The organism is Neisseria sp. P0021.S006, from assembly GCF_051956895.1.
Genome location: NZ_JBQCWZ010000002.1, coordinates 46,043 through 70,342, shown reverse-complemented (window position 1 = coordinate 70,342; position 24,300 = coordinate 46,043). Strand labels below are relative to the sequence as shown.

23 protein-coding genes and 1 tRNA gene are annotated in these 24,300 nt (G+C 49.1%); 12 read left to right on the top strand and 12 right to left on the bottom strand.

Features of this window, described 5'->3' with window-relative positions; translation table 11 throughout:
* Positions 1–62: 62 nt before the first annotated feature.
* Positions 63–443, bottom strand: coding sequence for a hemerythrin domain-containing protein (locus tag ACTHUM_RS00945; RefSeq protein WP_049344491.1), 381 nt, complete (start codon positions 441–443; stop codon positions 63–65).
* A 146-nt stretch (positions 444–589) separates the two neighbouring features.
* Here ACTHUM_RS00945 and ACTHUM_RS00940 point away from each other — a divergent pair, with 146 nt between their 5' ends.
* On the top strand, positions 590–1,048 hold the full coding sequence (locus ACTHUM_RS00940; protein ID WP_004518811.1) for an RrF2 family transcriptional regulator: 459 nt from the start codon (positions 590–592) through the stop codon (positions 1,046–1,048).
* Between the two features lie 540 nt (positions 1,049–1,588).
* Here the strand turns inward: ACTHUM_RS00940 and ACTHUM_RS00935 are convergent.
* From ACTHUM_RS00935 to ACTHUM_RS00900, 8 genes are all read right to left on the bottom strand, one after another.
* Positions 1,589–1,664 (bottom strand) — tRNA-Ile (locus tag ACTHUM_RS00935).
* A gap of 93 nt (positions 1,665–1,757) precedes the next feature.
* Positions 1,758–2,609 (bottom strand): dihydropteroate synthase, encoded by an 852-nt coding sequence (gene folP / locus ACTHUM_RS00930; protein WP_070695213.1) that lies wholly within the window; start codon positions 2,607–2,609, stop codon positions 1,758–1,760.
* Between the two features lie 83 nt (positions 2,610–2,692).
* The gene (locus ACTHUM_RS00925; protein WP_070695214.1) at positions 2,693–4,354 is read right to left on the bottom strand and encodes an electron transfer flavoprotein-ubiquinone oxidoreductase; all 1,662 of its coding nucleotides are present in this window, start codon (positions 4,352–4,354) and stop codon (positions 2,693–2,695) included.
* A 132-nt stretch (positions 4,355–4,486) separates the two neighbouring features.
* Positions 4,487–4,924 (bottom strand): ExbD/TolR family protein, encoded by a 438-nt coding sequence (locus tag ACTHUM_RS00920; RefSeq protein WP_049344497.1) that lies wholly within the window; start codon positions 4,922–4,924, stop codon positions 4,487–4,489.
* A gap of 3 nt (positions 4,925–4,927) precedes the next feature.
* Positions 4,928–5,587: a MotA/TolQ/ExbB proton channel family protein gene (locus tag ACTHUM_RS00915; protein ID WP_049332314.1), complete on the bottom strand. Its 660-nt coding sequence runs from the start codon at positions 5,585–5,587 to the stop codon at positions 4,928–4,930.
* A gap of 102 nt (positions 5,588–5,689) precedes the next feature.
* Positions 5,690–6,619, bottom strand: a complete 930-nt coding sequence (locus ACTHUM_RS00910; protein WP_049344498.1) for an energy transducer TonB — start codon at positions 6,617–6,619, stop codon at positions 5,690–5,692.
* Between the two features lie 340 nt (positions 6,620–6,959).
* Positions 6,960–7,856, bottom strand: coding sequence for a tyrosine recombinase XerC (locus tag ACTHUM_RS00905; protein WP_070625055.1), 897 nt, complete (start codon positions 7,854–7,856; stop codon positions 6,960–6,962).
* Position 7,857: 1 nt separating this feature from the next.
* On the bottom strand, positions 7,858–8,286 hold the full coding sequence (locus tag ACTHUM_RS00900; RefSeq protein WP_070588022.1) for an acyl-CoA thioesterase: 429 nt from the start codon (positions 8,284–8,286) through the stop codon (positions 7,858–7,860).
* Between the two features lie 150 nt (positions 8,287–8,436).
* Here ACTHUM_RS00900 and fba point away from each other — a divergent pair, with 150 nt between their 5' ends.
* Both fba and ACTHUM_RS00890 read left to right on the top strand, forming a co-directional pair.
* The gene (fba, locus tag ACTHUM_RS00895) at positions 8,437–9,501 is read left to right on the top strand and encodes a class II fructose-bisphosphate aldolase (protein ID WP_003686828.1); all 1,065 of its coding nucleotides are present in this window, start codon (positions 8,437–8,439) and stop codon (positions 9,499–9,501) included.
* Between the two features lie 128 nt (positions 9,502–9,629).
* Positions 9,630–10,559, top strand: coding sequence for a glycosyltransferase family 2 protein (locus ACTHUM_RS00890; protein WP_004518819.1), 930 nt, complete (start codon positions 9,630–9,632; stop codon positions 10,557–10,559).
* A gap of 64 nt (positions 10,560–10,623) precedes the next feature.
* Here ACTHUM_RS00890 and ACTHUM_RS00885 read toward each other — a convergent pair whose 3' ends face one another.
* Positions 10,624–12,300: a formate--tetrahydrofolate ligase gene (locus ACTHUM_RS00885; protein ID WP_004518820.1), complete on the bottom strand. Its 1,677-nt coding sequence runs from the start codon at positions 12,298–12,300 to the stop codon at positions 10,624–10,626.
* 178 nt (positions 12,301–12,478) lie between these two features.
* Between ACTHUM_RS00885 and ACTHUM_RS00880 the strand changes: the two genes are divergently transcribed.
* Positions 12,479–12,910 (top strand): EamA family transporter, encoded by a 432-nt coding sequence (locus ACTHUM_RS00880; protein WP_003680126.1) that lies wholly within the window; start codon positions 12,479–12,481, stop codon positions 12,908–12,910.
* Between the two features lie 75 nt (positions 12,911–12,985).
* Here the strand turns inward: ACTHUM_RS00880 and ACTHUM_RS00875 are convergent, their stop codons facing one another.
* Entirely contained in the window at positions 12,986–14,128 is a 1,143-nt protein-coding gene (locus ACTHUM_RS00875) for an extracellular solute-binding protein (RefSeq protein ID WP_004518822.1), read from the bottom strand.
* Between the two features lie 307 nt (positions 14,129–14,435).
* Here ACTHUM_RS00875 and rpsT point away from each other — a divergent pair, with 307 nt between their 5' ends.
* The 6 genes from rpsT (at position 14,436) to lpxH (ending at position 21,221) form a co-directional block, all read left to right on the top strand.
* On the top strand, positions 14,436–14,699 hold the full coding sequence (rpsT, locus tag ACTHUM_RS00870) for a 30S ribosomal protein S20 (protein WP_002212556.1): 264 nt from the start codon (positions 14,436–14,438) through the stop codon (positions 14,697–14,699).
* A 168-nt stretch (positions 14,700–14,867) separates the two neighbouring features.
* Positions 14,868–16,007, top strand: coding sequence for a phospholipase A (locus ACTHUM_RS00865; protein ID WP_004518824.1), 1,140 nt, complete (start codon positions 14,868–14,870; stop codon positions 16,005–16,007).
* A 152-nt stretch (positions 16,008–16,159) separates the two neighbouring features.
* Positions 16,160–16,861 carry a DUF502 domain-containing protein gene (locus ACTHUM_RS00860; protein WP_039861915.1) on the top strand — a complete coding sequence of 234 codons (702 nt, stop codon included), beginning with the start codon at positions 16,160–16,162 and terminating at the stop codon, positions 16,859–16,861.
* Between the two features lie 64 nt (positions 16,862–16,925).
* On the top strand, positions 16,926–18,734 hold the full coding sequence (aspS, locus tag ACTHUM_RS00855) for an aspartate--tRNA ligase (protein WP_004518826.1): 1,809 nt from the start codon (positions 16,926–16,928) through the stop codon (positions 18,732–18,734).
* 239 nt (positions 18,735–18,973) lie between these two features.
* Positions 18,974–20,359 carry a PIG-L deacetylase family protein gene (locus ACTHUM_RS00850; protein WP_004518827.1) on the top strand — a complete coding sequence of 462 codons (1,386 nt, stop codon included), beginning with the start codon at positions 18,974–18,976 and terminating at the stop codon, positions 20,357–20,359.
* Between the two features lie 151 nt (positions 20,360–20,510).
* Entirely contained in the window at positions 20,511–21,221 is a 711-nt protein-coding gene (lpxH, locus tag ACTHUM_RS00845) for a UDP-2,3-diacylglucosamine diphosphatase (RefSeq protein WP_198400576.1), read from the top strand.
* Positions 21,222–21,292: 71 nt separating this feature from the next.
* Here lpxH and serB read toward each other — a convergent pair whose 3' ends face one another.
* A complete protein-coding gene (gene serB / locus ACTHUM_RS00840) occupies positions 21,293–22,123 on the bottom strand; it encodes a phosphoserine phosphatase SerB (protein WP_039861844.1) in 831 nt (276 codons plus the stop codon).
* Positions 22,124–23,019: 896 nt separating this feature from the next.
* On the opposite strand from serB, the gene ACTHUM_RS00835 reads away from it, so the two are divergent.
* Both ACTHUM_RS00835 and argC read left to right on the top strand, forming a co-directional pair.
* Entirely contained in the window at positions 23,020–23,205 is a 186-nt protein-coding gene (locus tag ACTHUM_RS00835) for a hypothetical protein (protein ID WP_004518831.1), read from the top strand.
* Positions 23,206–23,252: 47 nt separating this feature from the next.
* The gene (gene argC, locus ACTHUM_RS00830; protein ID WP_004518832.1) at positions 23,253–24,299 is read left to right on the top strand and encodes an N-acetyl-gamma-glutamyl-phosphate reductase; all 1,047 of its coding nucleotides are present in this window, start codon (positions 23,253–23,255) and stop codon (positions 24,297–24,299) included.
* Position 24,300 lies beyond the last annotated feature (1 nt).

Genomic DNA, 24,300 nt, shown 5'->3' with positions numbered 1-24,300 from the left:
ATCATAAAACAGCAACAGAGGCCGTCTGAAACTTTTCAGACGGCCATCAATTCCCTTTCCTGTTACACATTCTCAGGCAAAGGCAAAAAAGGTTCAATCGCAGGGAAAAGCTCGCGCTCCTCAAAGCGCGCATGATCGCGCAAAGTGACAGCAAACTCCTTATTCCATGATTCATTCATATATTCAGGATGCGCCATCATCGCGCGTAATTTGGCATGATCGCCTTCAAAACGCTGCCGCAACGCAGGGTCAATTTTATCCCAATACGGCGCAAACATGGTTTCCTCTTCCCAAAAATGTGGCTCAAGCTCAACAAAATGAGGCTCCAGCTCCGCCTGATGGCTTTGATCGGGCGTACGCAGAAGACGGACGCACAACGACAGCGAACCATGATGTTCGCGGGAAAGTTCTATTAAGGCAGGATGGCGTTTCAAGGGCTTCATAAGTTCGTTATAATGGCAACAGTCTGTCAAACTGGATTAATTCAAATGTTTCAGATATTATGAAACCCAATCCCACATAAAGTCAAACAGCCCCTCACCAAGCACTACGCTTTTGACATATAATAAAAATATCTAAAGAGCCAGCCATGTATCTGACCCAACATACCGATTACGGATTGCGCGTATTGGTTTATACCGCCATCAACGACGACACCCTCGTCAATATCGGCACTATTGCCGAGACTTACAATATTTCCAAAAGCCATTTGATGAAAGTGGTTACCTCATTAGTCAAAGGCGGTTTTCTGGTCAGCGTGCGCGGCAAAGGCGGCGGTTTGCGCTTGGCAGACAATCCTGAAAACATCAATATCGGTGCAGTGGTACGCCATCTTGAGCCGATGCAGGTTGTCGAATGCATGGGCGACAACAACGAATGCCTCATCACCCCATCCTGCCGACTGACCGGTATCATCACCGGTGCCATCAAAGCCTTCTTCAATCATTTAGATCAATACTCACTGCAAGATCTGCTGGACAAGCCGACTTACGACATACTTTATACACCGCGCATCCCAATCAACGAAATACGCGGAACGGCCGACTAAATCTTCAGGCCGTCTGAAATAAAGATTTTCAGACGGCATTGGTTTACAAAACATTCTACAACTTAAATAGCTGACTTTCATTTGATAGGTTATTTTTTATACTAAATATGTTGAATATAAGACAACAGAAAAACCCAAAATAAGAATAATCATAGCAACCGTAAAATTTATTCTTAATATTTTCAAATAAAATTTATTGGATATTTTTTGTATTCCAAATAGCACTCTGAAAAATTTAAATTGCATACTTCCAATAAATAGATATTCAAAAAAACCTATATCTACCCCTTCTGATTTTAATATTTTATATACTATTACTGAATTAATTATAATTGCAATAAAATACAAAAATACTAAACAAAACAGAAAATAAGGCAATAACTCCACCAAACTACTCCTTCTTTTTTAAAAAGAATTTTCCCTAAAAAATATATTGGACGACATAACCGAATTTCTATACTCGACATTATATTCCAACCCTTCACAAACCAATAAATACAAAAATGCCCGAAGCCAAAAGCCTCGGGCATTTTTAATATTTGGTGGGTCCGGTGGGTTTCGAACCCACGACCAAGGGATTATGAGTCCCCTGCTCTAACCCCTGAGCTACAGACCCGTCAAGAGTAGATGCGGATTATAGCATAACTTGTTGCTTGTTCAAGATGCCGAGCAAATGTTTCAGACGGCCTGTTGGTTTTCTATTCGGGCATTATGCCGATACGCCCAATGCTTCCCAAACTTTCAAAGCGTCCGATGTTGCTTTGACATCGTGAACACGGATGATTTGCGCGCCTCTAGCCACTGAGGCCAAAGCAGCTGCGACGCTGCCGTGTACGCGTTTGGCGGCATCTTGTTCGCCTGTCAGTTCGCCAATCATACGTTTGCGCGATACGCCGATCAGAAGGGGGAATCCGGTTGCTTCCATCAATTCAGGCAAATGTTTTATCAGGGTGATGTTGTGTTGCAGGTTTTTGCCGAAACCGAAGCCGGGGTCCAGCGTGATGCGTTCAGGGGCAATGCCTGCTTGAACGCATTCTGCCGCGCGTGCTTTTAAATAGCGCGCGACCTCTTCGACGACATCTTGATATTGCGGATTAAGCTGCATGGTTTTGGGCAAACCCTGCATGTGCATAAGACACACGCCCGTCTTCGGCTGTTGCGCCAACAAGGCGACTGCGCCTTCATCACTCAATGCGGCAACATCGTTGATAATATCGACGCCGCCTTGTGCCAAGGCTTTTTCCATAATCGCCGTACGGCGCGTATCCAAGCTGACGGGAACATTCCACTTGGCCACTTCCACTAAAACCGGCTGCACCCTGGCCCATTCTTCTTCGAGAGAAACATCATCCGAACCCGGGCGGGTAGATTCGCCGCCGATATCGAGAATATCCGCGCCGTCTTTCAGCAGCTGCTCGGCATGTGTCAATGCTATTGAGACATTTTGCGAATAGGTGCCGCCATCGGAAAATGAATCGGGGGTCAGATTGACGATGCCCATGATTTTCGGTTTGTCCAAGGCGATTTCAAATCGGCCTGCCTGCCAAATGCGTGTGTTCATAATGCTTCCATTGATGAAATAATAGGATAGAGGCCGTCTGAAATTTTTCAGACGGCCTTTAGGTTTTAACTTCAAACAGTCAATTACATTCCGCCGTAATTCGGACCGCTTGCGCCTTCGGGGCAAATCCAAGTGATGTTTTGCGTCGGGTCTTTGATGTCGCACGTTTTGCAGTGGACGCAGTTGGCAGCGTTGATTTGCAGGCGCGGACTGCCGTTTTCTTCGACGATTTCATATACGCCGGCCGGACAATAGCGGGTTTCGGGCGAGGCGTATTCTTTGTAGTTTACGTCTATCATGACTTGCGGATTTTTCAGTACCAAATGGTCGGGCTGGTTTTCTTCGTGCGCAAGGTTGGCAAGGAAGACGCTGCTCAAACGGTCGAAAGTCAACACACCGTCGGGCTTCGGATAATCAATCGGCTTGCATTCGGCGGCTTTTTTGAGCTGCTCGTTGTCTTTGCCGTGATGTTTCAAGGTCCACGGGGCTTTGCCTCTGAAAATCATTTGGTCGATGCCGGTATAGATTGAGCCGAGGTAAACGCCCCATTTAAATGACGGACGGACATTGCGCGCGGCGTAAAGCTCTTGATACAGCCAGCTTTGTTCAAAACGTTGCTGATAATCCGCCGCCTCTTTGCCGCTGTCGAAGCTTTCCACTTCCTCGAGGTTTTCCAACATAGGGAACACGGCTTCTGCGGCAAGCATGGCGGATTTCATGGCCGTATGAATGCCTTTGATGCGCGGCATATTCAGGAAACCCGCCGCATCGCCGACCAAAACGCCACCTTTAAACGAGAGTTTCGGCAGGCTTTGCAAACCGCCTTCAATCAACGAACGCGCGCCATAAGCGATACGGCGGCCGCCTTCAAAGGTTTTGCGGATTTCAGGATGGGTTTTGAAACGTTGGAACTCTTCAAACGGCGACAGATAAGGGTTTTGATAATCTAAGCCGACCACAAAACCGACAGCGACTTTGTTTTCATCAAAGTGATAAATAAACGAGCCACCGTAGGTTTTGCTGTCCAACGGCCAGCCTGCGCTGTGCATGACCAAACCGGGCTGATGTTTTTCAGACGGCACTTCCCAAATTTCTTTAATGCCCAAGCCGTAAGTTTGCGGTTCGCTGTTTTGGTCGAGCTTGAATTGTTCAATGACTTGCTTGGAAAGCGAGCCGCGACAGCCTTCGGCAAACAGGGTTTGCTGCGCCCAAAGCTCCATGCCGGGCTGAAATGAATCGGTCGGTTCGCCGTCTTTGCCCACACCCATATTGCCGGTCGCAATGCCTTTGACCGAACCGTCTTCGTGATACAGCACTTCGGCGGCGGCAAAGCCCGGATAGATTTCCACGCCCAAATTTTCCGCCTGCTCTGCCAACCAGCGCACGACTTCACCCAAGCTGGCAATATAGTTCGCATGGTTGTCGAAATTCGGGGTAACCGGCAAGTTGAAGGCTTTTTTCTCGGTCAGGAACAAAACCCTGTCCTTCGTCACTGTACGCGTCAGCGGCGCGCCTTTTTCTTTCCAATCAGGAATCAACTCATTCAAAGAAATCGGATCGATGATGGCACCGGCTAGCGAGTGCGCACCGGCCTCCGAACCCTTCTCCACCACGCAAACGCTGATTTCGCGTCCATTCTTTTCGGCAAGCTGCTTGAGTTTGATGGCGGCAGACAAACCCGACGGGCCTGCGCCGACAATCACGACATCGTATTGCATACTGTCGCGCTCGATGGTTTCTGTCATAGTGGTTCCTGTATTGTCATTATTCAATTTAATCCGCTAATTATACAGCCTGGACATATAGTTACCAAATACAACAAAAGGCCGTCTGAAACTTTACTCAAATTTCAGACGGCCTTTACTGTATTCAAAAGATTACTGCGCTTTGGTTTCCGTTACAAAACCGATTTTGCTGATACCGGCTTCGCGCGCCGCTTGCAGGGCTTGGTTGACATAATCGTATTCAACCGCTTTATCCGCCGCAATCGCCACAATCACATCTTCGTTTTTCGCTTTGGCTTCTTTCAGCTTGGCAGTTACCGTTGCCAAATCCACTTTGTTATCCGAATCTCCGCCAACAACATAAGCACCATTGGCATCAATGCTCAAACGCAAAGGATCTTTAGGCTGCTGCTTATCCTCTTTCGCCGCTTTTTCCGAAGCAGTCGGCAACTCCAAAGGAATCGAGTGGGTCAGCACCGGCATGGTAATCATAAATACAATCAGCAACACCAGCATCACGTCCACCAAAGGTGTAACGTTGATATCCGACATCGGCGCATCATCGCCAGAATTCATTGATCCGAAAGCCATGATTTAATCCTTTTGATTCAGAAGGCGGACATGCAGGTCATGTGCAAATGCGTCCATATCTTGCGCGATGGTTTTTGTACCGCGATTGAGGAAGTTGTATGCCAATACAGCCGGAATCGCTACAAACAGGCCGACGGCAGTCGATACCAAAGCCTCACCAATCGGACCGGCTACCGCAGCAATGCTCATTTGACCGCTTTCGCTGATGCCGATCAGGGCATGGTAAATACCCCAAACAGTACCCAACAGGCCGATAAACGGAGCGGTTGCGCCGATGGAGGCCAACGCGGTCATGCCATAGTCGAACTGACGCATGGTTTGTGACATGCTGTTGCGGATGTGAACGACCAAGTATTCATTCAAAGGCAATTCGTCAATCAGCGATTTGCTTGTCGTTTGACGGTAGTTTTGGTATGCGCGCAGAGACTCATCGGCAACATTGCTCATCGGTGCTTCTACCGCTTTGGCTTTTTGTACGGCATCAGCCAGCGTAAACGCATTCAACATCAACTCTTTTACCTGAGCATTGCCTTTTTTCGCTTTGCGGTATTTGATGCAGCGAATCACAATGACACTCCAAGTCACCACACTCATCAACAACATCAGGACAAATACACCAATCAGTACCACATCACCTGATTTGAAAACTAAACTTAAATCCATAATTTTTCCAAGTTAAAAATAAAATTAAAATTTCTATCGGGTCATTTAAAAATATTCCCCAACAGCATATATTTTCCAATCAATCAGCTTAGTCCTAGATACTTATTCAAGCGTGAATTTGACAGGTACTTTAAATTCAGTCCAAACGCTTGCATGACAGCTACCATCTTTAACGGCTTTACGCGCTGCATTATCCAGACGACTATAACCACTTGATTTATTCACACTAATTGAATCCACTTTACCGCCGGGACCAACCAAGACTTTCAAAACAACCAAGCCCTCTTCGCCATTTTCAGTGGACAGTGAAGGATACGGAGGTCTCGGAATATGGCAGGTTCCTTTTGCCGGATTGCCTTTACTGCTGCCGGCACCTGTACCGCTGCCACCACCTCCGCCACCGGTACCGGAACCATGTTCGCCTTTCGCACCGCCGCTACCGGATCCGCCGCCTTCGCCACGGCCGCTGCCTGTACCTTTCGTACCGCCGCCGTTGCCTTTTCCTTCTCCACTCAAGGCTTTGCCTTCGCCGTTGCCTTTACCGTTTTCAGCAGTGTTCGGCCCGGTTTTGCTGCCTGAGTATTCAGATGCTTTAGGAGATGGTTTAGGTTCTGCCTTCGGCTCTGGTTTTGGTTCAGGTTTTGGCTCGGGCTTCGGCTCAGGTTTGGGTTCCGGCTTAGGCTCGGGCTTAGGTTTCTCGATAGGTTTCGGTTTTTCCTTTTGCTGCACGATATCCGCTTTTTCTTTTTTCGTTACCACAGGTTTGATAACAGGTTTGGGCGGTTCGACAGGCTTAGGTTTGGGTTTCGGCTTGGGTTTCGGTTGTTCTGGAGTAGGCTCGGGGGCTGCAGGTGCGCCTTCGCCCTCAGGACTACCGTCGCCACCGCCGAAATCGCCTAAATCGACAAATTCAATATTCGCCATTTCGACAGGAGGCGGTTTGTGCGCGTGCCATAAAAGTGCAACCAAGCCGACGTGAATCAACGCAACGGAAGTCACGACGGCTGGAGTTAAAATTCGTTTTTTATCCATAATTCCGTTATGTTAATAGCAACAATTCCCGTTTGCAAGTCGTTTTACAGTCAAAATAAGCATTAATGCTTATAGAGAAAGTTTATAGACCTGCTGTTTTAAAGGCTGCATATCATAATATGATATTAGCTCTCATTACTAATATTATCAAACAAAAGGTCGTTTTAAAAGATAAACGGTAAGACAAAACAGCCTATTCTTCCGGCGTTTATGCTATCCGCACATTAAACCAATATCGAAACCTCATCAGACCGATCAAAATTCAAATGGTTTCAAATCATCTGTATAAAACATCAGGCCGTCTGAAAACATTCTTTCAGACGGCCTGATTCAAACAAAATCATTTTTTCCGTTTCGCCCTTGGGTGCGCCTCATCATAAACGCGCGCCAAATGGTCAAAGTCCAGCTTTGTATAAACTTGCGTAGCGGAAAGGTTGCTGTGACCCAACAATTCCTGTACGGCGCGGATATCGCCCGATGCCTGCAAAAGATGGGTTGCATAGCTGTGGCGCATCATGTGCGGCGAGATATGGCTGGCGCTGCCCACGCGCACTGCCCACGCCTGCAGGCGTTTTTGAATTTGACGTTGCCCCAGCCTGCCGCCGTTCTTATTAGTAAACAAGGCCTGCTCGCCCTCTTTGGCAATACGCACTGCCAAATAATCACGCAATGCCGCAATGCTCTTGCCCACCAAAGGCACTTGCCGCTGCTTGCCGCCTTTACCCTTCACACTGACCCAGCCTTCGTCCAAAACGATACCGTCCAGATTCAAACCTTGTATCTCGCTCAGGCGCAAACCGCTACCATACATCAATTCAAACATGGCCTTATCGCGCACGTCCAATTCGTCATCAACAGGCGCATGGTCAAGGATATGGTTTAAAGGTTCTTGCGGTAGTGCTTTAGGCAAGCGTTCGGGCAGGCGCGGCGCTTTCATATTAAATGTCGGATCGCTTTCCATGACTTCTATCTGCACCAGCCAACTGCAATACTGCCGCCATACCGACAATTTCCGCGCCAAGCTGCTTTCGCTCAAGCCCTTTTGCGACAGCTTTTTCAATACCGCCACAAAATCACGGCGCGTCGGCAGACCGTTTTCCAGATTATCGGGCAATAGGCGCATCAATTCACTCAAATCGCGCCGATAAGCGGAAACGGTATGCTCCGACTTGCCTTGTTGCAGCAAGGTTTTCAGATAGCGTTCAAGATGAAGCGCAAAATTATTTGATTCCGCCATTTCAGACGGCCTCCAATGCTGCTTTCAAGGCCGAAGGCAGACGGCAGACGCGTTGTTTGCCATAATCAAAACACACCATGCCTGTCTGTACTTTCGCCAGCACAAGGCCGTCTGAAATCCTGCGGATACGGTACAACAAAGAAAAGCCCACACCGGCCATGCCTGCCGCCCCCATTTCTACCGACAGCTCATCGCCATGATGACCTTGCGCCAAATACTGCACCGCCGCATCCGCCATAATCAGGCCTGCCCCTCCAGCATCCATTTCGCTCCAACCCAGCTTCGCCAACCAACGCATCCGCACTTCATGGCACAAACGCAACACAGCATCGTTCGCCAAATGGCCGCCATAGTTCACATCGCCCACCTGCACCGTCAAGGCCGTCTGAAACAAAGGCTTATCACACTTGGCCACCGAAATCCTATCCATTTTGCACACCCGTTTTCAATACCACGCCATTATAAACCGAGACCCTGTTCGTTAATATATAAAAACAATGTAGCAGCTTGTAGTTTTTCATTTCAAAAAACATTATAATTTATCGGATAAATTTACCCTTCACTACTTCAGGAGCTTCTCATGGCACTCGTATCCATGCGCCAATTATTGGACCATGCTGCCGAAAACAGCTACGGTCTGCCCGCATTCAACGTTAACAACCTCGAACAGATGCGCGCCATCATGGAGGCGGCCGACCAAGTCAACGCCCCCGTTATCGTTCAAGCATCCGCAGGCGCACGCAAATACGCAGGTGCCCCATTCCTGCGCCATCTGATTTTGGCCGCAGTTGAAGAATTCCCGCACATCCCTGTCGTAATGCACCAAGACCACGGCGCATCTCCTGATGTGTGCCAACGCTCCATCCAACTGGGCTTCTCCTCTGTGATGATGGACGGCTCGCTGATGGAAGACGGCAAAACCCCTTCTTCTTACGAATACAACGTCAACGCCACCCGTACCGTCGTTAACTTCTCCCACGCTTGCGGCGTGTCCGTCGAAGGCGAAATCGGCGTATTGGGCAACCTCGAAACCGGAGAAGCCGGCGAAGAAGACGGCGTCGGCGCAGTGGGCAAACTTTCCCACGACCAAATGCTGACCAGCGTCGAAGATGCCGTACGTTTCGTTAAAGATACCGGCGTTGACGCATTGGCTATTGCCGTCGGTACCAGCCACGGTGCATACAAATTCACCCGTCCGCCCACAGGCGACGTATTGCGTATCGACCGCATCAAAGAAATCCACCAAGCCCTGCCCAACACCCACATCGTGATGCACGGTTCCAGCTCCGTTCCGCAAGAATGGCTGAAAGTCATCAACGAACACGGCGGCAAAATTGGTGAAACCTACGGCGTACCTGTAGAAGAAATCGTCGAAGGCATCAAACACGGCGTGCGCAAAGTCAACATCGATACCGACTTGCGCCTCGCCTCTACCGGTGCCATCCGCCGCTTCATGGCAGAAAACCCATCCGAATTCGACCCGCGCAAATACTTGAGCAAAACCGTCGAAGCCATGAAACAAATCTGTCTTGACCGCTACCTCGCATTCGGTTGCGAAGGCCAAGCCGACAAAATCAAACCGATTTCTTTGGAAAAAATGGCAACCAAATACGCCAAAGGCGAATTGAACCAAATCGTTAAATAATCCGTATCTCGGATTCACACTAAGGCCGTCTGAAAACTTGAAAATAAGGTTTCAGACGGCCTTAGCTTTTGGGAAATTTATAGTAAAATCTTCCACCGACTACACATCAAAACACATCGAAAGCAAACATGAAACTCGCCGTTATTTTGCCGGCCTATTGTGCCGAAGCTTATTTGCCCGAATGCTTGGATTCGGTATTGAATCAAACATTCCGTGACTTTTTCGTCATCGCCATCAACGATGCTTCAACAGACAAAACCGGCGAAATCCTCGAGGCTTACGCAGCTAAAGATTCACGTTTGCAGGTTTTCCACCTTCCGGAAAACAGGGGCGAGCCGTTTGCCTGCCAATTTGCCATGGATATGCTCAAAGACGTAAAGGTCGAATATGTGGCACGAATGGACGCAGACGATATTTGCGCCTTGGATCGTTTTGAAAAACAGATTCAGTTTTTAGACAGCCATCCCGAAATCGATATTGTCGGCAGCCAAGCCACCATCTTTTTCGACGACCAAACCGGAAGAGAACCCGTTTTAAGCGACCTCCCCCTGCTCGACAAAGACATTAAAGCCTTTCTCTCCTTTGCCGCCCAAAACATGTTCAACCCCACCACCATGTGGCGGCACGATAGCATTAAAAACCTTGGGATAAACTACACCGCGACAGAAACCGCTCCCGATTTCCATATGTGGGTACAATGCGCCCTACATGGCAAAACCTTTGCCAACCTGCCCGAGTCTTTGTTGTCATACAGGATACACACAAATCAAGAAAGCAAAAAAAGAGACAAAATCAACAGATCCGTCCAATACACCATGGAGTTGTGGATCAGTCATCTCTTCCCTGATTTGAACGCGACGGAAGTAACGCTCTTAAGCCGCATCTTGTACGAAAAGCAACTGCGCTTGACCACCGAAGAGCTGAAAACCATTTTTGCCGCGTATGACAGAATCAGTAAGGACCGCAGCATTTCTTTGTTTGGCGAAGACCGCAATACGATGTTCGACATGATAGACAATTTCTTCAATTTCTTAAAAAGCCGGTTGAAATTCACTTAAATTATAAAAGGCCGTCTGAAACCTCGTTTCAGACGGCCTTTATCTATTTCAAAATCAATCTAAATCAGAACAAGCCATGAATCACGCCGTCTGCATCCACATCGATTTTCTCGGCAGCTGGAACTTTCGGCAGACCCGGCATCTTCATCATGTTGCCGCACAGCGCAACGATGAAGCCCGCACCGGAAGAAACGGTAATACCGCGCACGGTAATGCGGAAGCCTTCAGGGCAGCCCAAGAGTTTGGCGTTGTCGCTCAAAGAATATTGGGTTTTCGCCATGCAGACCGGCATTTTGTCCAAGCCCAGTTTTTCCAGTGAAGCGATTTCGGCAGACGCTTCTGCGCTGAAATCGACATCTTCCGCGCCGTACACTTTTTGGGCAATCGCACGGATTTTGTCTTTAATGCTCAACTCAACATCGTAGGCAAAATTGAAGTTATTCGGTTGATTTTCGATGGCGTTGACGACTTTGTGCGCCAAGTCTGCACCACCCGCGCCGCCTTTACCCCACACTTCGGTCAAGGAAACTTCGACGCCGTGTTCCGCACAGGCTTTTTCAATCATGGCCAACTCGGCATCGGAGTCGGACACAAAGCGGTTGATGGCAACCACCACAGGCAGGCCGAATACGTTTTTCAGGTTGGAAATGTGTTTCAGCAGATTAGGCAGGCCTTTTGCCAAGGCTTCGAGGTTTTCTTCGCCGAGATTGGCACGCTCCACGCCGCCGTTGTATTTCAAAGCGCGGACGGTAGCCACGACAACAGCCGCATCAGGTTTCAAATCCGCCAGACGGCATTTGATGTCGCAGAATTTTTCCGCGCCCAAATCCGCGCCGAAGCCTGCTTCGGTTACGGCGTAATCGGCAAGGTGTTTCGCCAAACGGGTAGCGGTTACAGAGTTACAGCCGTGGGCGATGTTGGCGAACGGGCCGCCGTGTACAAAGGCCGGAGTGCCTTCGATGGTTTGTACCAAGTTAGGCTTAATCGCATCTTTAAGCAATGCCGCCATCGCGCCATTCGCTTTTAAATCTTTGGCGTAAACAGGGCTGCCGTCTTTGGCATAGGCGACAAGGATGTTGCCCAAACGCTCTTTTAAATCGCTGATGTCTTTGGCAAGACAGAATACTGCCATCACTTCGGACGCAACGGTAATGTCAAAACCATCGGGACGCATCACACCGTCAACAGGTTTGCCCATACCGTCGATAATGTTGCGCAACTGACGATCGTTCATATCGACCACGCGACGCCACAGCACGCGTTTCGGATCGATGTTCAACTCATTGCCTTGATAGATATGGTTGTCGAGCATGGCGGCGAGCAGGTTATTCGCCGCACCGATGGCGTGAAAGTCGCCGGTAAAGTGCAGGTTAATGTCTTCCATCGGCAAAACTTGGGCATAGCCGCCGCCTGCCGCACCACCTTTAACACCAAACACCGGACCCAAAGAAGGCTCGCGCAGGGCGATAACCGAGTCTTTGCCGATATGGCGCAATGCGTCCGCCAAACCGATGGTTACGGTGGTTTTACCCTCACCCGCAGGAGTCGGATTAATGGCGGTAACCAAAATCAGACGGCCTTGTTTTTCCGGCAGCTTGAATGCCTCGGCAGGATTGATTTTGGCTTTGTAATGACCATAGGGCTCGATGTTGTCAACGTTCAAACCCAGCTTGGCGGCAATTTCACCAATCGGGCGCATGGTGGAAGACTGGGCAATTTCAGCATCGGTTTTGAAGCTCATGATTTTCCTTTATTGAGAGAGGGAAAGGCCGTCTGAAACAATATAATAAAGACGGCTGGAAGAAAAAGAATATTAGTTCTATTATAGCGTTTTCCAAAGACAAACCGCAGTGAAAATTTCGATATTTCATCAACAAGCGGATTCATATTGTCAACAATTTGAAACAAAGGAATAAAACATGAGCAGTAACGCATGGCTGTTTTGGGCATTGGCATCGGCAGGCTTCGCCTCATTGACCGCCATTTTCGCCAAAATGGGTTTACAGGGCATAGATTCAGATTTCGCCACCTTTATCCGCACCTTGGTCATCCTCGCCGCTTTGGTATTGTTTTTAACCTACACCGGCAAATGGCAGGGTGTGAACGGCTTTACCGGCCGCAACTGGACATTCCTCATCCTATCCGGCCTCGCTACCGGCGCATCTTGGCTTGCCTACTTCAAAGCCCTGCAACTGGGCAACGCCTCACAAGTCGCGCCCGTCGACAAATTCAGCCTGGTCTTGGTTGCCCTGATGGCCGTCGTTTTCTTAGACGAGCGCCCAAGCACGCAGGAATGGATAGGCTTAGGCTTGGTAACCGCAGGCGTATTGACTTTGGCTTTGAAACGATAAAAATTGGGACATCAAAAAAGGCCGTCTGAAAAATTTCAGACGGCCTTTGCTTTGCTTCAAACAATCAGCTCACAATTAATTTGAACCGACTTTGATTTTTTGCCACAAGTTGACAGACAGTTTTTTCGCATCTGCGCTCATTTGAGGCATGACGAAACCGTCTTTCATGTCTTGCTCGTTCGGGAAAATAGAACGTGTATTCACCAGCTCTGCAGGCATTTTTTCGCGTGCCGGTTTGCTGGCCGGGGCGAAGGTCACGGCAATACCGTTTTTCGCAGCCACTTCGGGATCAAGTGTGTAGTTGATGTATTTGTGGGCATTAGCGATGTTTTTTGCATCAGCCGGAATCAACCAAGATTCAATCCAGAAGCCCATGCCTTTCGGTGTCAACACTTCAATGCCGACGTTGTTTTTCACTTCTTCGGAACGCGCTTTGGCCAAGTTCAAGTCGCCGCCGTTACCTGCCGCCAAGCAGATATCGCCGCGCGCCAATTCGTCAATGATGGAAGGGCTGAAACGTTTCACGTCAGGACGGATAGACTTCAACACTTCCGCCGCCGCTTTCAAATCTTCAGGATTCGAGCCTTTAGGATCTTTACCCAAGTAGTTCAACAAGATTGGGAACATTTCGCTCGGGGTATCCCACAAAGCGATGCCACAAGATTTCAGCTTGTTGGTGTATTCGGGTTTGAACAGCAAATCCCAGCCGTTTTCAGGCAATTTTCCGCCCAAAAGCTCTTTGCCCTTCGCCGTAATCGCAATCGTATTCACACCTGAGAAGTATGGAACGGCGTATTGATTGCCAGGGTCGGCGGTTTCCAACATCTTCAGCAATTCAGGGTCGATGTTTTTGTAGTTCGGAATCAGATCCTTATTGATTTTTTGGTATGCACCTGCCTCAATTTGGCGCGGCAGGAAGGCAATACCGGGTACAACCAAGTCATAGCCGGATTTGCCGGTCAGCATTTTGGCTTCCAACGTTTCGTTGTTTTCATACAAATCGTAAGTCAGCTTCAAATTGTTGGTTTTTTTGAAGTCTTCGACTGTACTTTCGTCAACGTAGTTTGACCAGTTGTAGATATTCAAAGTATCGGTGGCGGCTGCTTCGGTATTGGCAGCAGGCGCGCTGCCTGCTTGAGGTTGCTCGGCTTTTTTCTCGCCACCGCCGCACGCGGCCAAAGACAATGCGGCCAATACGGCTAATACGGATTTTTTCATACGGGCAGATTCCTGATGAAAGAGTGGTTAATGTCAATAAATAAGAAACCCTGCACCCCATAAACACCCCGGCGCAGAGTTAGGTTATTGTAATGGAAACGTAAGCAAACGCAAAGCAATATCCATCTGATTTTTATTGAAATAAGGCAAAGCAACACCATCTTTTTACCAAAAGCGTTGCACCGGCTGTAGTTTTTGGGCAAAATACGGCTGATTTGCGCGCGTTATAGAGAAAAAGCTTGCATATAAGGAAATCTGTCTTTAAAATTGCGCGTTTACAGAATTTATTTTTCAGGAGATATTCAATATGGCAAACAGCGCACAAGCCCGCAAACGTGCCCGCCAGTCGGTTAAACAACGCGCCCACAACGCCAGCCTGCGTACTGCATTCCGTACCGCTGTGAAAAAAGTGTTGAAAGCAGTTGAAGCCGGCGACAAAGCTGCTGCTCAAGCAGTTTACCAAGAATCCGTTAAAGTCATCGACCGTATCGCTGACAAAGGCGTATTCCACAAAAACAAAGCAGCCCGTCACAAAAGCCGTCTGTCTGCTAAAGTAAAAGCTTTGGCTTAATACTGATGCAGATGCTGGAAGTCCTGATAACCAAAGCAGGATAATCGAGCTGATACGATGCCCCTGAGGTCTTGCCTTTCAGGGGCATTGCCGTATTCACAGTCCAAACCAACTAAATAAAACCATTTACCCTTTCATCAGGCCGTCTGGAAAACAACGGAAACTCTCATGAACAAGATGTTGAAACATTCCCTAAGTATCGGATTCATTGCCGCCGCCCCGCTGGCCGCCGCCGATACCGCCCTACACTGCACCACCATTCAAGACAACGCCACCCGTTTGGCGTGTTACGACAACATCTACTCGGCGCAACTCCCCCCTCAATTCCCACTGCCGCAAGCGCAAACCGAAACCGCCAAAACACCAGTTGACCTCGAACAAAGCGTCCGCAAGAGCATCGAGAAAAAAGAAGCGGCCATCGTATTCGACAACCCTACCCATCCGAATATTTCAGACGACGTATTAAGCGAAACTACCGACAGCTACACACCTTTAAGCCTGATGTACGATTTGGATAAAAACGACACACGCGGCCTGTTGAGCGTACGCGAGCACAACCCTATGTACCTCATGCCCGTTTGGTACAACAGCAGCCCCAACTATTACCCGGAATCCCCCAGCCGCGGCGTAACCACACAGGAAAAATTCAGCGAGCAAAAACGCCTCGAAACCAAAATGCAGGTTTCCTTCAAAAGCAAGATTGCCGAAGATTTATTCAAGACCCGTGCCGACGTATGGTTTGGCTACACCCAAAAATCCGACTGGCAAATCTTTAACCAAGGCCGCAAATCCGCTCCGTTCCGCAATACCGACTACGAGCCTGAAATCTTCATTACCCAACCCGTTAAAGCAGACCTGCCTTTCGGCGGCAAACTGCGCATGGTTGGCGCAGGTTTTGTTCACCAATCCAACGGTCAAAGCCGCCCCGAATCACGCTCATGGAACCGCGTTTACGCCATGGCCGGTATGGAATGGGGCAAGCTGACCGTTATTCCTAGAGTTTGGGTGCGTGCCTTCGACCAAAAAGGGGATGACGATGACAATCCGGACATCAACAAATACATGGGCTACGGCGACTTAAAAGTCCAATACCGTTTCAACGATAAGCAAAATGTTTATTCCGTCCTGCGTTACAACCCGAAAAGCGGACGCGGTGCCGTTGAAGCGGCCTATACTTTCCCCATCAAAGGCAAACTCAAAGGCGTTGTCCGCGGCTTCCACGGCTACGGCGAAAGTCTGATTGACTACAACCACAAACAAAACGGCATCGGCTTCGGCCTGATGTTCAACGACTGGGACGGCATCTAAATGACCCCATATTATTTCAGACGGCCTTTGCAATCAAGGCAGCCGTCTGAAACAATGAAACAAAACAAGCCATTCGTTTAAAATACTCGTTTCCTAGCGTCCAAACGCGTATAATGCAAAGTTTGGGCAAAACTTGCCGGAATGAAACAAAGATGACAGAAGCCGCAGCCGAAAGCGGAAAAATCGCCAAGGCTTTAAAGAAATACCTGATTACAGGCGTGCTGGTTTGGTTGCCGATTGCCGTAACCATCTGGGCGATGAGCTATATCATCTCCGCCGCCGACAAACTGATCAACCTATTACCGGAAAGCTGGCAGCCCCAGCATTTCTGGGGGTTCAACATTCCCGGCTTGGGCATCGTCGCCGCCACAGTCGTCTTGTTCGTTACCGGTGTATTCGCCGCCAACGTATTGGGCAGACGGATTCTCGGCGCATGGGACAGCCTTTTAGGACGCATTCCCGTCGTCAAATCCATCTACTCCAGCGTTAAAAAAGTTTCCGAATCCCTGCTCTCCGACAGTAGCCGCTCGTTCAAAACCCCCGTACTGGTTCCCTTTCCGCAACCGGGCATTTGGACGATAGCCTTTGTTTCCGGCCATATCCCCGACAAACTCAAAGGCAGCCTGCCGCAAGATGACGACTATATTTCCGTTTACGTCCCAACCACGCCCAACCCGACCGGCGGCTACTACATCATGGTTAAAAAAAGCGACGTTCGCGAGCTGGACATGAGTGTGGATCAGGCATTGAAATATGTAATTTCACTGGGCATGGTGATGCCGGACGACTTACCAGTTAAAGCCCTACCTGCCCAAAAGCCGTCTGAAGACGGTGATACCGAACACAACAATTAAGGTCTTCTTTTTTTCAGACGGCCTTTCCTTCTTTTCAAATTGAACAATATAAAAAGGTGATTTTATGCGTACCAACTATTGCGGCCTTATCAGCGAGCAATACTTAGACCAAACCGTTACCGTCAAAGGCTGGGTACACCGCCGACGCGACCACGGCGGTGTGATTTTTATCGACCTGCGCGACCGCGAAGGCATCGTTCAAGTCGTTATCGACCCTGATACTCCGGAAGCATTTGCCGCTGCCGACTCTTCCCGCAACGAATACGTTTTAAGCATTACCGGCCGCGTACGCAACCGTCCAGAAGGTACAACCAACGACAAAATGATTTCCGGCAAAATCGAAATCCTTGCCAAAGAAATCGAAGTCTTGAACGCTGCCGCTACGCCTCCGTTCCAAATCGACGATGAAAACATCAGCGAAAACGTTCGCCTGACCAACCGCGTTATCGACTTGCGCCGTCCTGCCATGCAACGCAACCTGCGCCTGCGTTACCAAGTGGCCATGGGCGTTCGCCGCTACTTGGACGCACAAGGCTTCATCGACATCGAAACACCGATGCTGACCCGCTCCACTCCGGAAGGCGCGCGCGACTACCTCGTACCAAGCCGCGTTCATCCGGGCGAATTCTTCGCGCTGCCGCAATCTCCACAATTGTTCAAACAATTGCTGATGGTTGCCGGTTTCGACCGTTACTACCAAATCACCAAATGTTTCCGTGACGAAGACTTGCGTGCCGATCGCCAACCTGAATTTACTCAAATCGACTTAGAAACCTCGTTCTTGAACGAGGATGAAATCATGGACATCACTGAAGGCATGGCCAAACAAGTCTTCAAAGATGCTTTAAACGTAGATTTGGGCGACTTTCCTCGCATGCCTTACTCTGAAGCCATGTTCTACTACGGCTCTGACAAACCGGATATGCGCATCAACTTGAAATTCACCGAGTTGACCGACCTAATGAAGACCGAAGAATTCAAAGTCTTCCGTGGTGCAGCCGACATGAAAGGCGGCCGCGTAGTCGCTCTGCGCGTGCCTAACGGTGCGAAATTCAGCCGCAAAGAGATCGACGAATATACTAAATTTGTCGGCATCTACGGCGCGAAAGGTCTGGCATACATCAAAGTAAACGATGTCAGCAACCTCTCCAACGGCGAAAACAGCGGCCTGCAATCTCCAATCGTGAAATTCCTGTCCGAAAACGCCCTGAAAGAAATCATCGAGCGTACCGGCGCGCAAAACGGCGACATCATCTTCTTTGGCGCAGACAAAACCAAAGTTGTGAACGAAGCCATCGGCGCATTGCGTATTAAAGTCGGCTTGGAACACGGTAAAGACAACGGCTACTTCGTAGACGAATGGAAACCTTTGTGGGTTGTCGATTTCCCAATGTTCGAATACGACGAAGAAGCCAACCGCTACGTAGCCGTACACCATCCGTTTACAGCGCCTAAAGAAGGTCATGAAGACCTGATGGTTTCCGACCCTGCAAACTGCCTGGCCCGTGCCTACGACATGGTATTGAACGGCTGGGAAATCGGCGGCGGCTCTATCCGTATCCACCGCGCAGACGTACAAGAGAAAGTGTTTGCCGCGCTGAAAATCAGCCCTGAAGAGCAACAAGAGAAATTCGGCTTCCTCTTGGACAACCTGAAATTCGGCGCGCCTCCGCACGGCGGCCTTGCATTCGGCCTCGACCGTCTGGTTACCCTGATGACCGGTGCAGAATCTATCCGCGACGTGATTGCCTTCCCAAAAACACAACGTGCACAATGTCTGCTGACCAATGCACCTAATGTGGTCGACGACAAACAACTTCGCGAGTTAAGCCTACGTCTGCGTCAGAAAGCAGTTGAAACAAAAGAAGCATAATTTACCGGCTTAACCTTTAAAATATCAAGGCCGTCTGAAATTTTTGAAATTTCTTTCAAATTTTTCAGACGGCCTTTCTACATTTTGGTCGTTTATATATAATCAACCCGCAAACTGTTTTATTTTAAATGTTCACTTTAATGACGTTAGAGTATGAAAAACAACCGTTTGTAAGAAAAACAAACAAATAAGCTCCACAAGCACTATCATGACTGTTACAACAATAAAGGAACCAAACAATGTTTCTGATACTGACGGGGCTGATACTGACTTTTTTTATTTTGTTGTTTATTATTACTTCAATTATTCACAAAAAACAGTTTGCCTATAACACACACCAAGACTATAACTATCCCTCCCTTCCCTCTACCGCGCATGCTACCCTCAAAGGCGGCAGCCTAACCTTGCCCGCCACTGTCAGCGGACAGGATACCGTCATTGCCAAAATCCGTATCAAGTCCAACTGGATGGGACTGCTGTTCTTGCCTTTTATCGAAACCATTTCATCCAAAGGCAAATGGAAGCAATATTTCGAATACGGCGCAAAAGGCGTGCGCTATATCAATCTGAGCGACACCTTCTCCGACAGTGACAAAACCATCCGTTTGGAAGGCAAATACCTGTCCTTGCCCGATCAAGAAATCGAACTCTCCGTTTATCCGCGTGAAAACCTCGACGGCAAAAAAATCCTTGTCCTCGCGCCCCATGCCGACGATGCTGAACTCAGCGCATACGGTTTGTACGAAAAACACGCCGCCAATTCAATGATCTGCACCTTAACCGCTAGCGAAGGCGGCAGCTTCCACTATGGCAACCTTTATAGCACGTGCGACTGCGACACCCAGGCACAATATCTGCAAAAAGGCCGGATGCGCGTTTGGAACAGCCTGACCGTTCCCCTTTTGGCCGGTGTGCCGTCTGAAAACATCCTGCAACTGGGCTACTTCGACAGCACATTGACCGCCATGCGCCAAAATCCGGAAAAAGAGATTAAATCGACCAAGATCGATACGACCGACGTCTATATTTTCCGTCGTGCCAATACATCCCCATTGGCGAAACACCTCAAACCCGGCTCAACTTGGAACAGCTTGGTAGACAACCTTGGCTATCTGATAGAAACGTTCCAGCCGGATATTATCGTGTCGCCGTCCCCCAATATTGATGCGCATCCCGACCACCAACATACTGCGCTGGCCGCCATCGAAGCCCTGCGCAAAATCGATTACCGCCGCGGCAATCTGTTTTTGCACACCATACATTATCTGAGCGACGACTTCCCTATCGGCAAAGTAGGCTCTTCCCTCAGCCTGCCGCCATCCTCCGAGCAACCGTTTTACTTCCAAAGCATCTATTCCCATCCTTTGGATAGAGAAGAGCAAAACCGCAAACTTCTCGCCCTTGACGCCATGAACGACATCCGTCCTAATTCAGACGGCTATATGCGTTGGAGTACCATGATATTCAAAGGCCTAAACAAACTGCGACACCATGTCCTCCATCTCGACAAAGACTTGGTCAACCGCTTTGTCCGCAGCAACGAATTCTTCTATACCGTCCCCATCAGCGACTTGTACCAAGAAGATACGCTGAAACAAATCACTTATCAGGGCAAAGCCCTATAAACCACAAAGGCCGTCTGAAAAGATGTTTCAGACGGCCTTTATCACACCAAATCAAAACAATAAAATCACTACATTACAAACGAAAAACACCAAACCCAACCAAACGCGACAACCCAAGTTATAATAAAACCCTTCCCACACGTCCCACATCATCATGCCGATTTACTTCATCGCCGATTTGCACCTGAGCGAATCCCATCCTCAACTGACCGCACTCTTCCAGAAATTTATCCAAGAAAAAGCCGTTCATGCCCAAGCCGTATACATTCTTGGCGACCTTTTCGATTTTTGGATCGGCGATGACGAAAACAGCCCTTTGGTTCAAATCATCAAGCAAACCATCCGCAGCCTGACCGAGCGTGGTGTCGCCTGCTATTTCATCCACGGCAACCGCGACTTCCTCATCGGCAAAACCTTCGCCCGCGATACCGGCATGACCTTACTGCCCGAGTACGCCGTTATCGACTTGTTCGGCACACCCACCCTGCTCTGTCACGGCGACACCCTCTGCACCGACGACCATTCTTATCAAAAATTCCGCCGTACCGTCCATCAAAAATGGCTGCAACGCCTGTTTCTGCTCCTGCCGCTCACACTCCGACTGAACATCGCCACCAAAATCCGCAAACAGAGCAAACAGGACAAGCAACACAAAACCGCCGACATCATGGATGTCAATCCGGCCTTTACCCACGAAACCGTCCAACGCTTCCACACGCCCCTGCTCATCCACGGCCATACCCACCGCGAAAACATCCATCGCAACGCCGATTACACCCGCATCGTACTTGGCGACTGGCGCGACAATTACGCCTCCATTCTCGAAGTCGATGCCGAAGGCTACCGTTTTATCGCCTTATAAAACATCAGGCCGTCTGAAAACCGGTTTCCCGATTGTTCAGACAGCCTGACTGACAAATATCCTCAACCGGTTTACGCAAACCAACCGCGTATCCGCTCCAAACCACCAAAGCGCACACACGCATCCGCATTCGCCTCAGTTTTCGGTTTCGCCCGATAAGCAATGCCGAATCCCGCCTCCCTTATCATCGGAATATCGTTCGCACCATCACCCATCGCCACCACCTGCCACGGAGCCAAACCCAGACGCTCACGGTATTCACGCAACAAATCCGTCTTAGCCTGTGCATCGATAATCCGCCCTTTCAGACGGCCTGTCAGCTTGCCGTTTTCCACTTCCAACACATTCGCAAAATGGAAATCCAAGCCCAAACGCCGTTGTAGGCGTTCCGTAAAGAACGTAAATCCGCCCGACACCAGCATAAACTTCACATCATTCCGTTTACACTCTTCCAACAAAAATTCCGCGCCCGGCGACAGCTGCAACACATTCTCGTACACCTCTTCCAACACGCGCTCGTCCAAACCGGCCAGCAAAGCCACACGCTTGCGCAAAGACTGCTCAAAGTCCAGCTCGCCGCGCATCGACTGCTCCGTAATCTTGGCCACCTCATCTTTCAGCCCGACACCGGCCGCAATCTCATCCACGCACTCAATCGTAATCAGCGTCGAATCCATATCGCTGACAATCAGCCTCAAATCAGCAAAAGCCATATCCGGCAACATCGCGCCATCTATCTGCTGCGCAATCAACGCCGCACGCATCTCGTCCGTCAATTCAAAATCATCCGAAACCGGCACACGCAACACCGACTTCCCTGATGGCGCAGACACCAAACCGCCAAACGCCGACCAGTCGCACGCGCCCAAATCCCCATGTTGCAACACCAAAACTTTCTTCATCTCATTCTCCTCATACCCCAAAACCTTTGCAAACAGATCGGGTACACATTCAGCCTAAAACCCCGAAACCGTATTTTTGCGAAGACCTTAAAAAACCAAAACAGCATTATAGCCAACCACCCCGAAAATTTTTAGACGGCCTGGAAACAAATTCAGCTAGAGCTACCAACCCCTGCATCAACCAAGTAATTACTCAAAAATTTGATTTTAGGCAAGCCGACTAAAAATTTTTGCCAGTAACAGGCAACTTGTGTTGATTTTTCTTACAGTTTCGATATAGTTACTTATAGCTAGTTTGGCACTACTCCTTATATCTAGCTTTCATTGCATTACCACCTCCATTCGTTGCCAACGACTTCCTTTCCGGTGGCAACCTTTTTTTTGGCTCGATGGTTTGACAATATCAAATTTAAATGAAATAAAATGATTCAGGGATCTATATTTAAAAACAAACCCTTCCTCATCTGCGCACGCATTTCATGCCTTGCAGCTATTTTATCTAACAGTTTGAAGAAGCCCTCACTTTAACTCAATTCGGTTAGTCAGGAGATTTCAGCTTTCCCCCCCCGACCGACTCAATCAATATGGCCATGTACACACACATCAGAGTAATGCTCAGAGTATGGCTGCTCCCAATCACTGATGCCTGCCGTTTTAATTGTCCTTAGCCTATCCTCTATTACCATCATCTCAAGATTCAATCCCTATCTGATAACTCACTGAATTTGAATGAAAAAATTATTTAAATGTTAAAATGTGCAAAACGCTTGCTTTCAATCCTAACAAGAGATATAGTACTAAATAACTAGTTCTTATTGATGAGAGATACTCCTTGGATACTTGCCTCCGGTCCTCCAACCCGGGGGCATTTTTTTACATTTTTATTTTGTGTTCGTATGGATAGGATAAAGACGAAACACCCACCACAAATCAACAAACAAATCGAACCGCAAACTGCGTTTTCCAAACGCTCAGGCCGTCTGAAACCCGCTCTCGAATATTATTCATGCCATATTTCAGACAGCCTGTTTAACCCTCTATTGCAAAGCTTGGCACAAGCACCTCTGACCGACGGCAATTAATTACTATATAATCAAACGCATCATCATCCCTACAAAGGAGCCACACCATGACCACAAAAATTAAAATTGGTATCGTCGGTGCAACCGGTTACACAGGCGTTGAATTGTTACGCCTGCTCAGCAGCCACCCCAACGCAGAAGTCACTGCCGTCACCAGCCGAAGCGAAGCCGGTATTGCGGTTGCCGACTACTTTCCCAGCCTGCGCGGCATTTACGACCTTGCATTCCAAACGCCCGAAGATGCCGGGCTTGACCGTTGCGACCTCGTGTTCTTCGCCACACCCAACGGCGTGGCCATGAAAGAAGCACCGTCCCTTGTCGAAAAAGGCGTACGCGTGATTGACCTGTCTGCCGACTTCCGCATCCGCGACATCTCAACATGGGAACAATGGTACAAAATGACCCATGCCGCGCCGCAACTCGTTTCCCAAGCAGTGTACGGTTTGTGCGAACTTCACAAAGACGACATCGCCAAAGCCATGCTGGTGGCCAATCCGGGCTGCTACCCCACCTGCGTTTCCCTGCCCTTATTGCCACTGCTTCAGGCTGGCCGTCTGAAAGCCAATGCGCCGCTGATTGCCGACTGTAAATCCGGTGTTTCCGGTGCAGGCCGCAAAGCCAGCACCCACGCCCTATTGTGCGAAGCAGGCGACAACTTCAAAGCCTACGGCGTCGGCGGCCACCGCCATCTGCCTGAAATCCGACAAACCCTGTCCGGGCTGCAAGACCATGTTTCAGACGGCCTGATTTTCGTGCCACACCTTGTTCCAATGATACGCGGTATGCACGCCACCCTGTATCTGCACCTGCAAGAACATACCGATCCTGAAGCCTTACTGCGCGAATACTACCGCGACAGTCCTTTTGTCGATATCCTGCCTTCAGGTTCGACACCTGAAACCCGCAGCGTGCGCGGCGCCAACCTTTGTCGTATCAGCGTTCAAAAAGCGCCCGAACAAGACGATGTGTGGATTGTTCTTTCCGTCATCGACAACTTGGTCAAAGGCGCAGCCGGTCAAGCCGTGCAGAATATGAACATCATGTTCGGCCTACCCGAAACCACCGGCCTGACTAATGCACCATTGATGCCTTAAG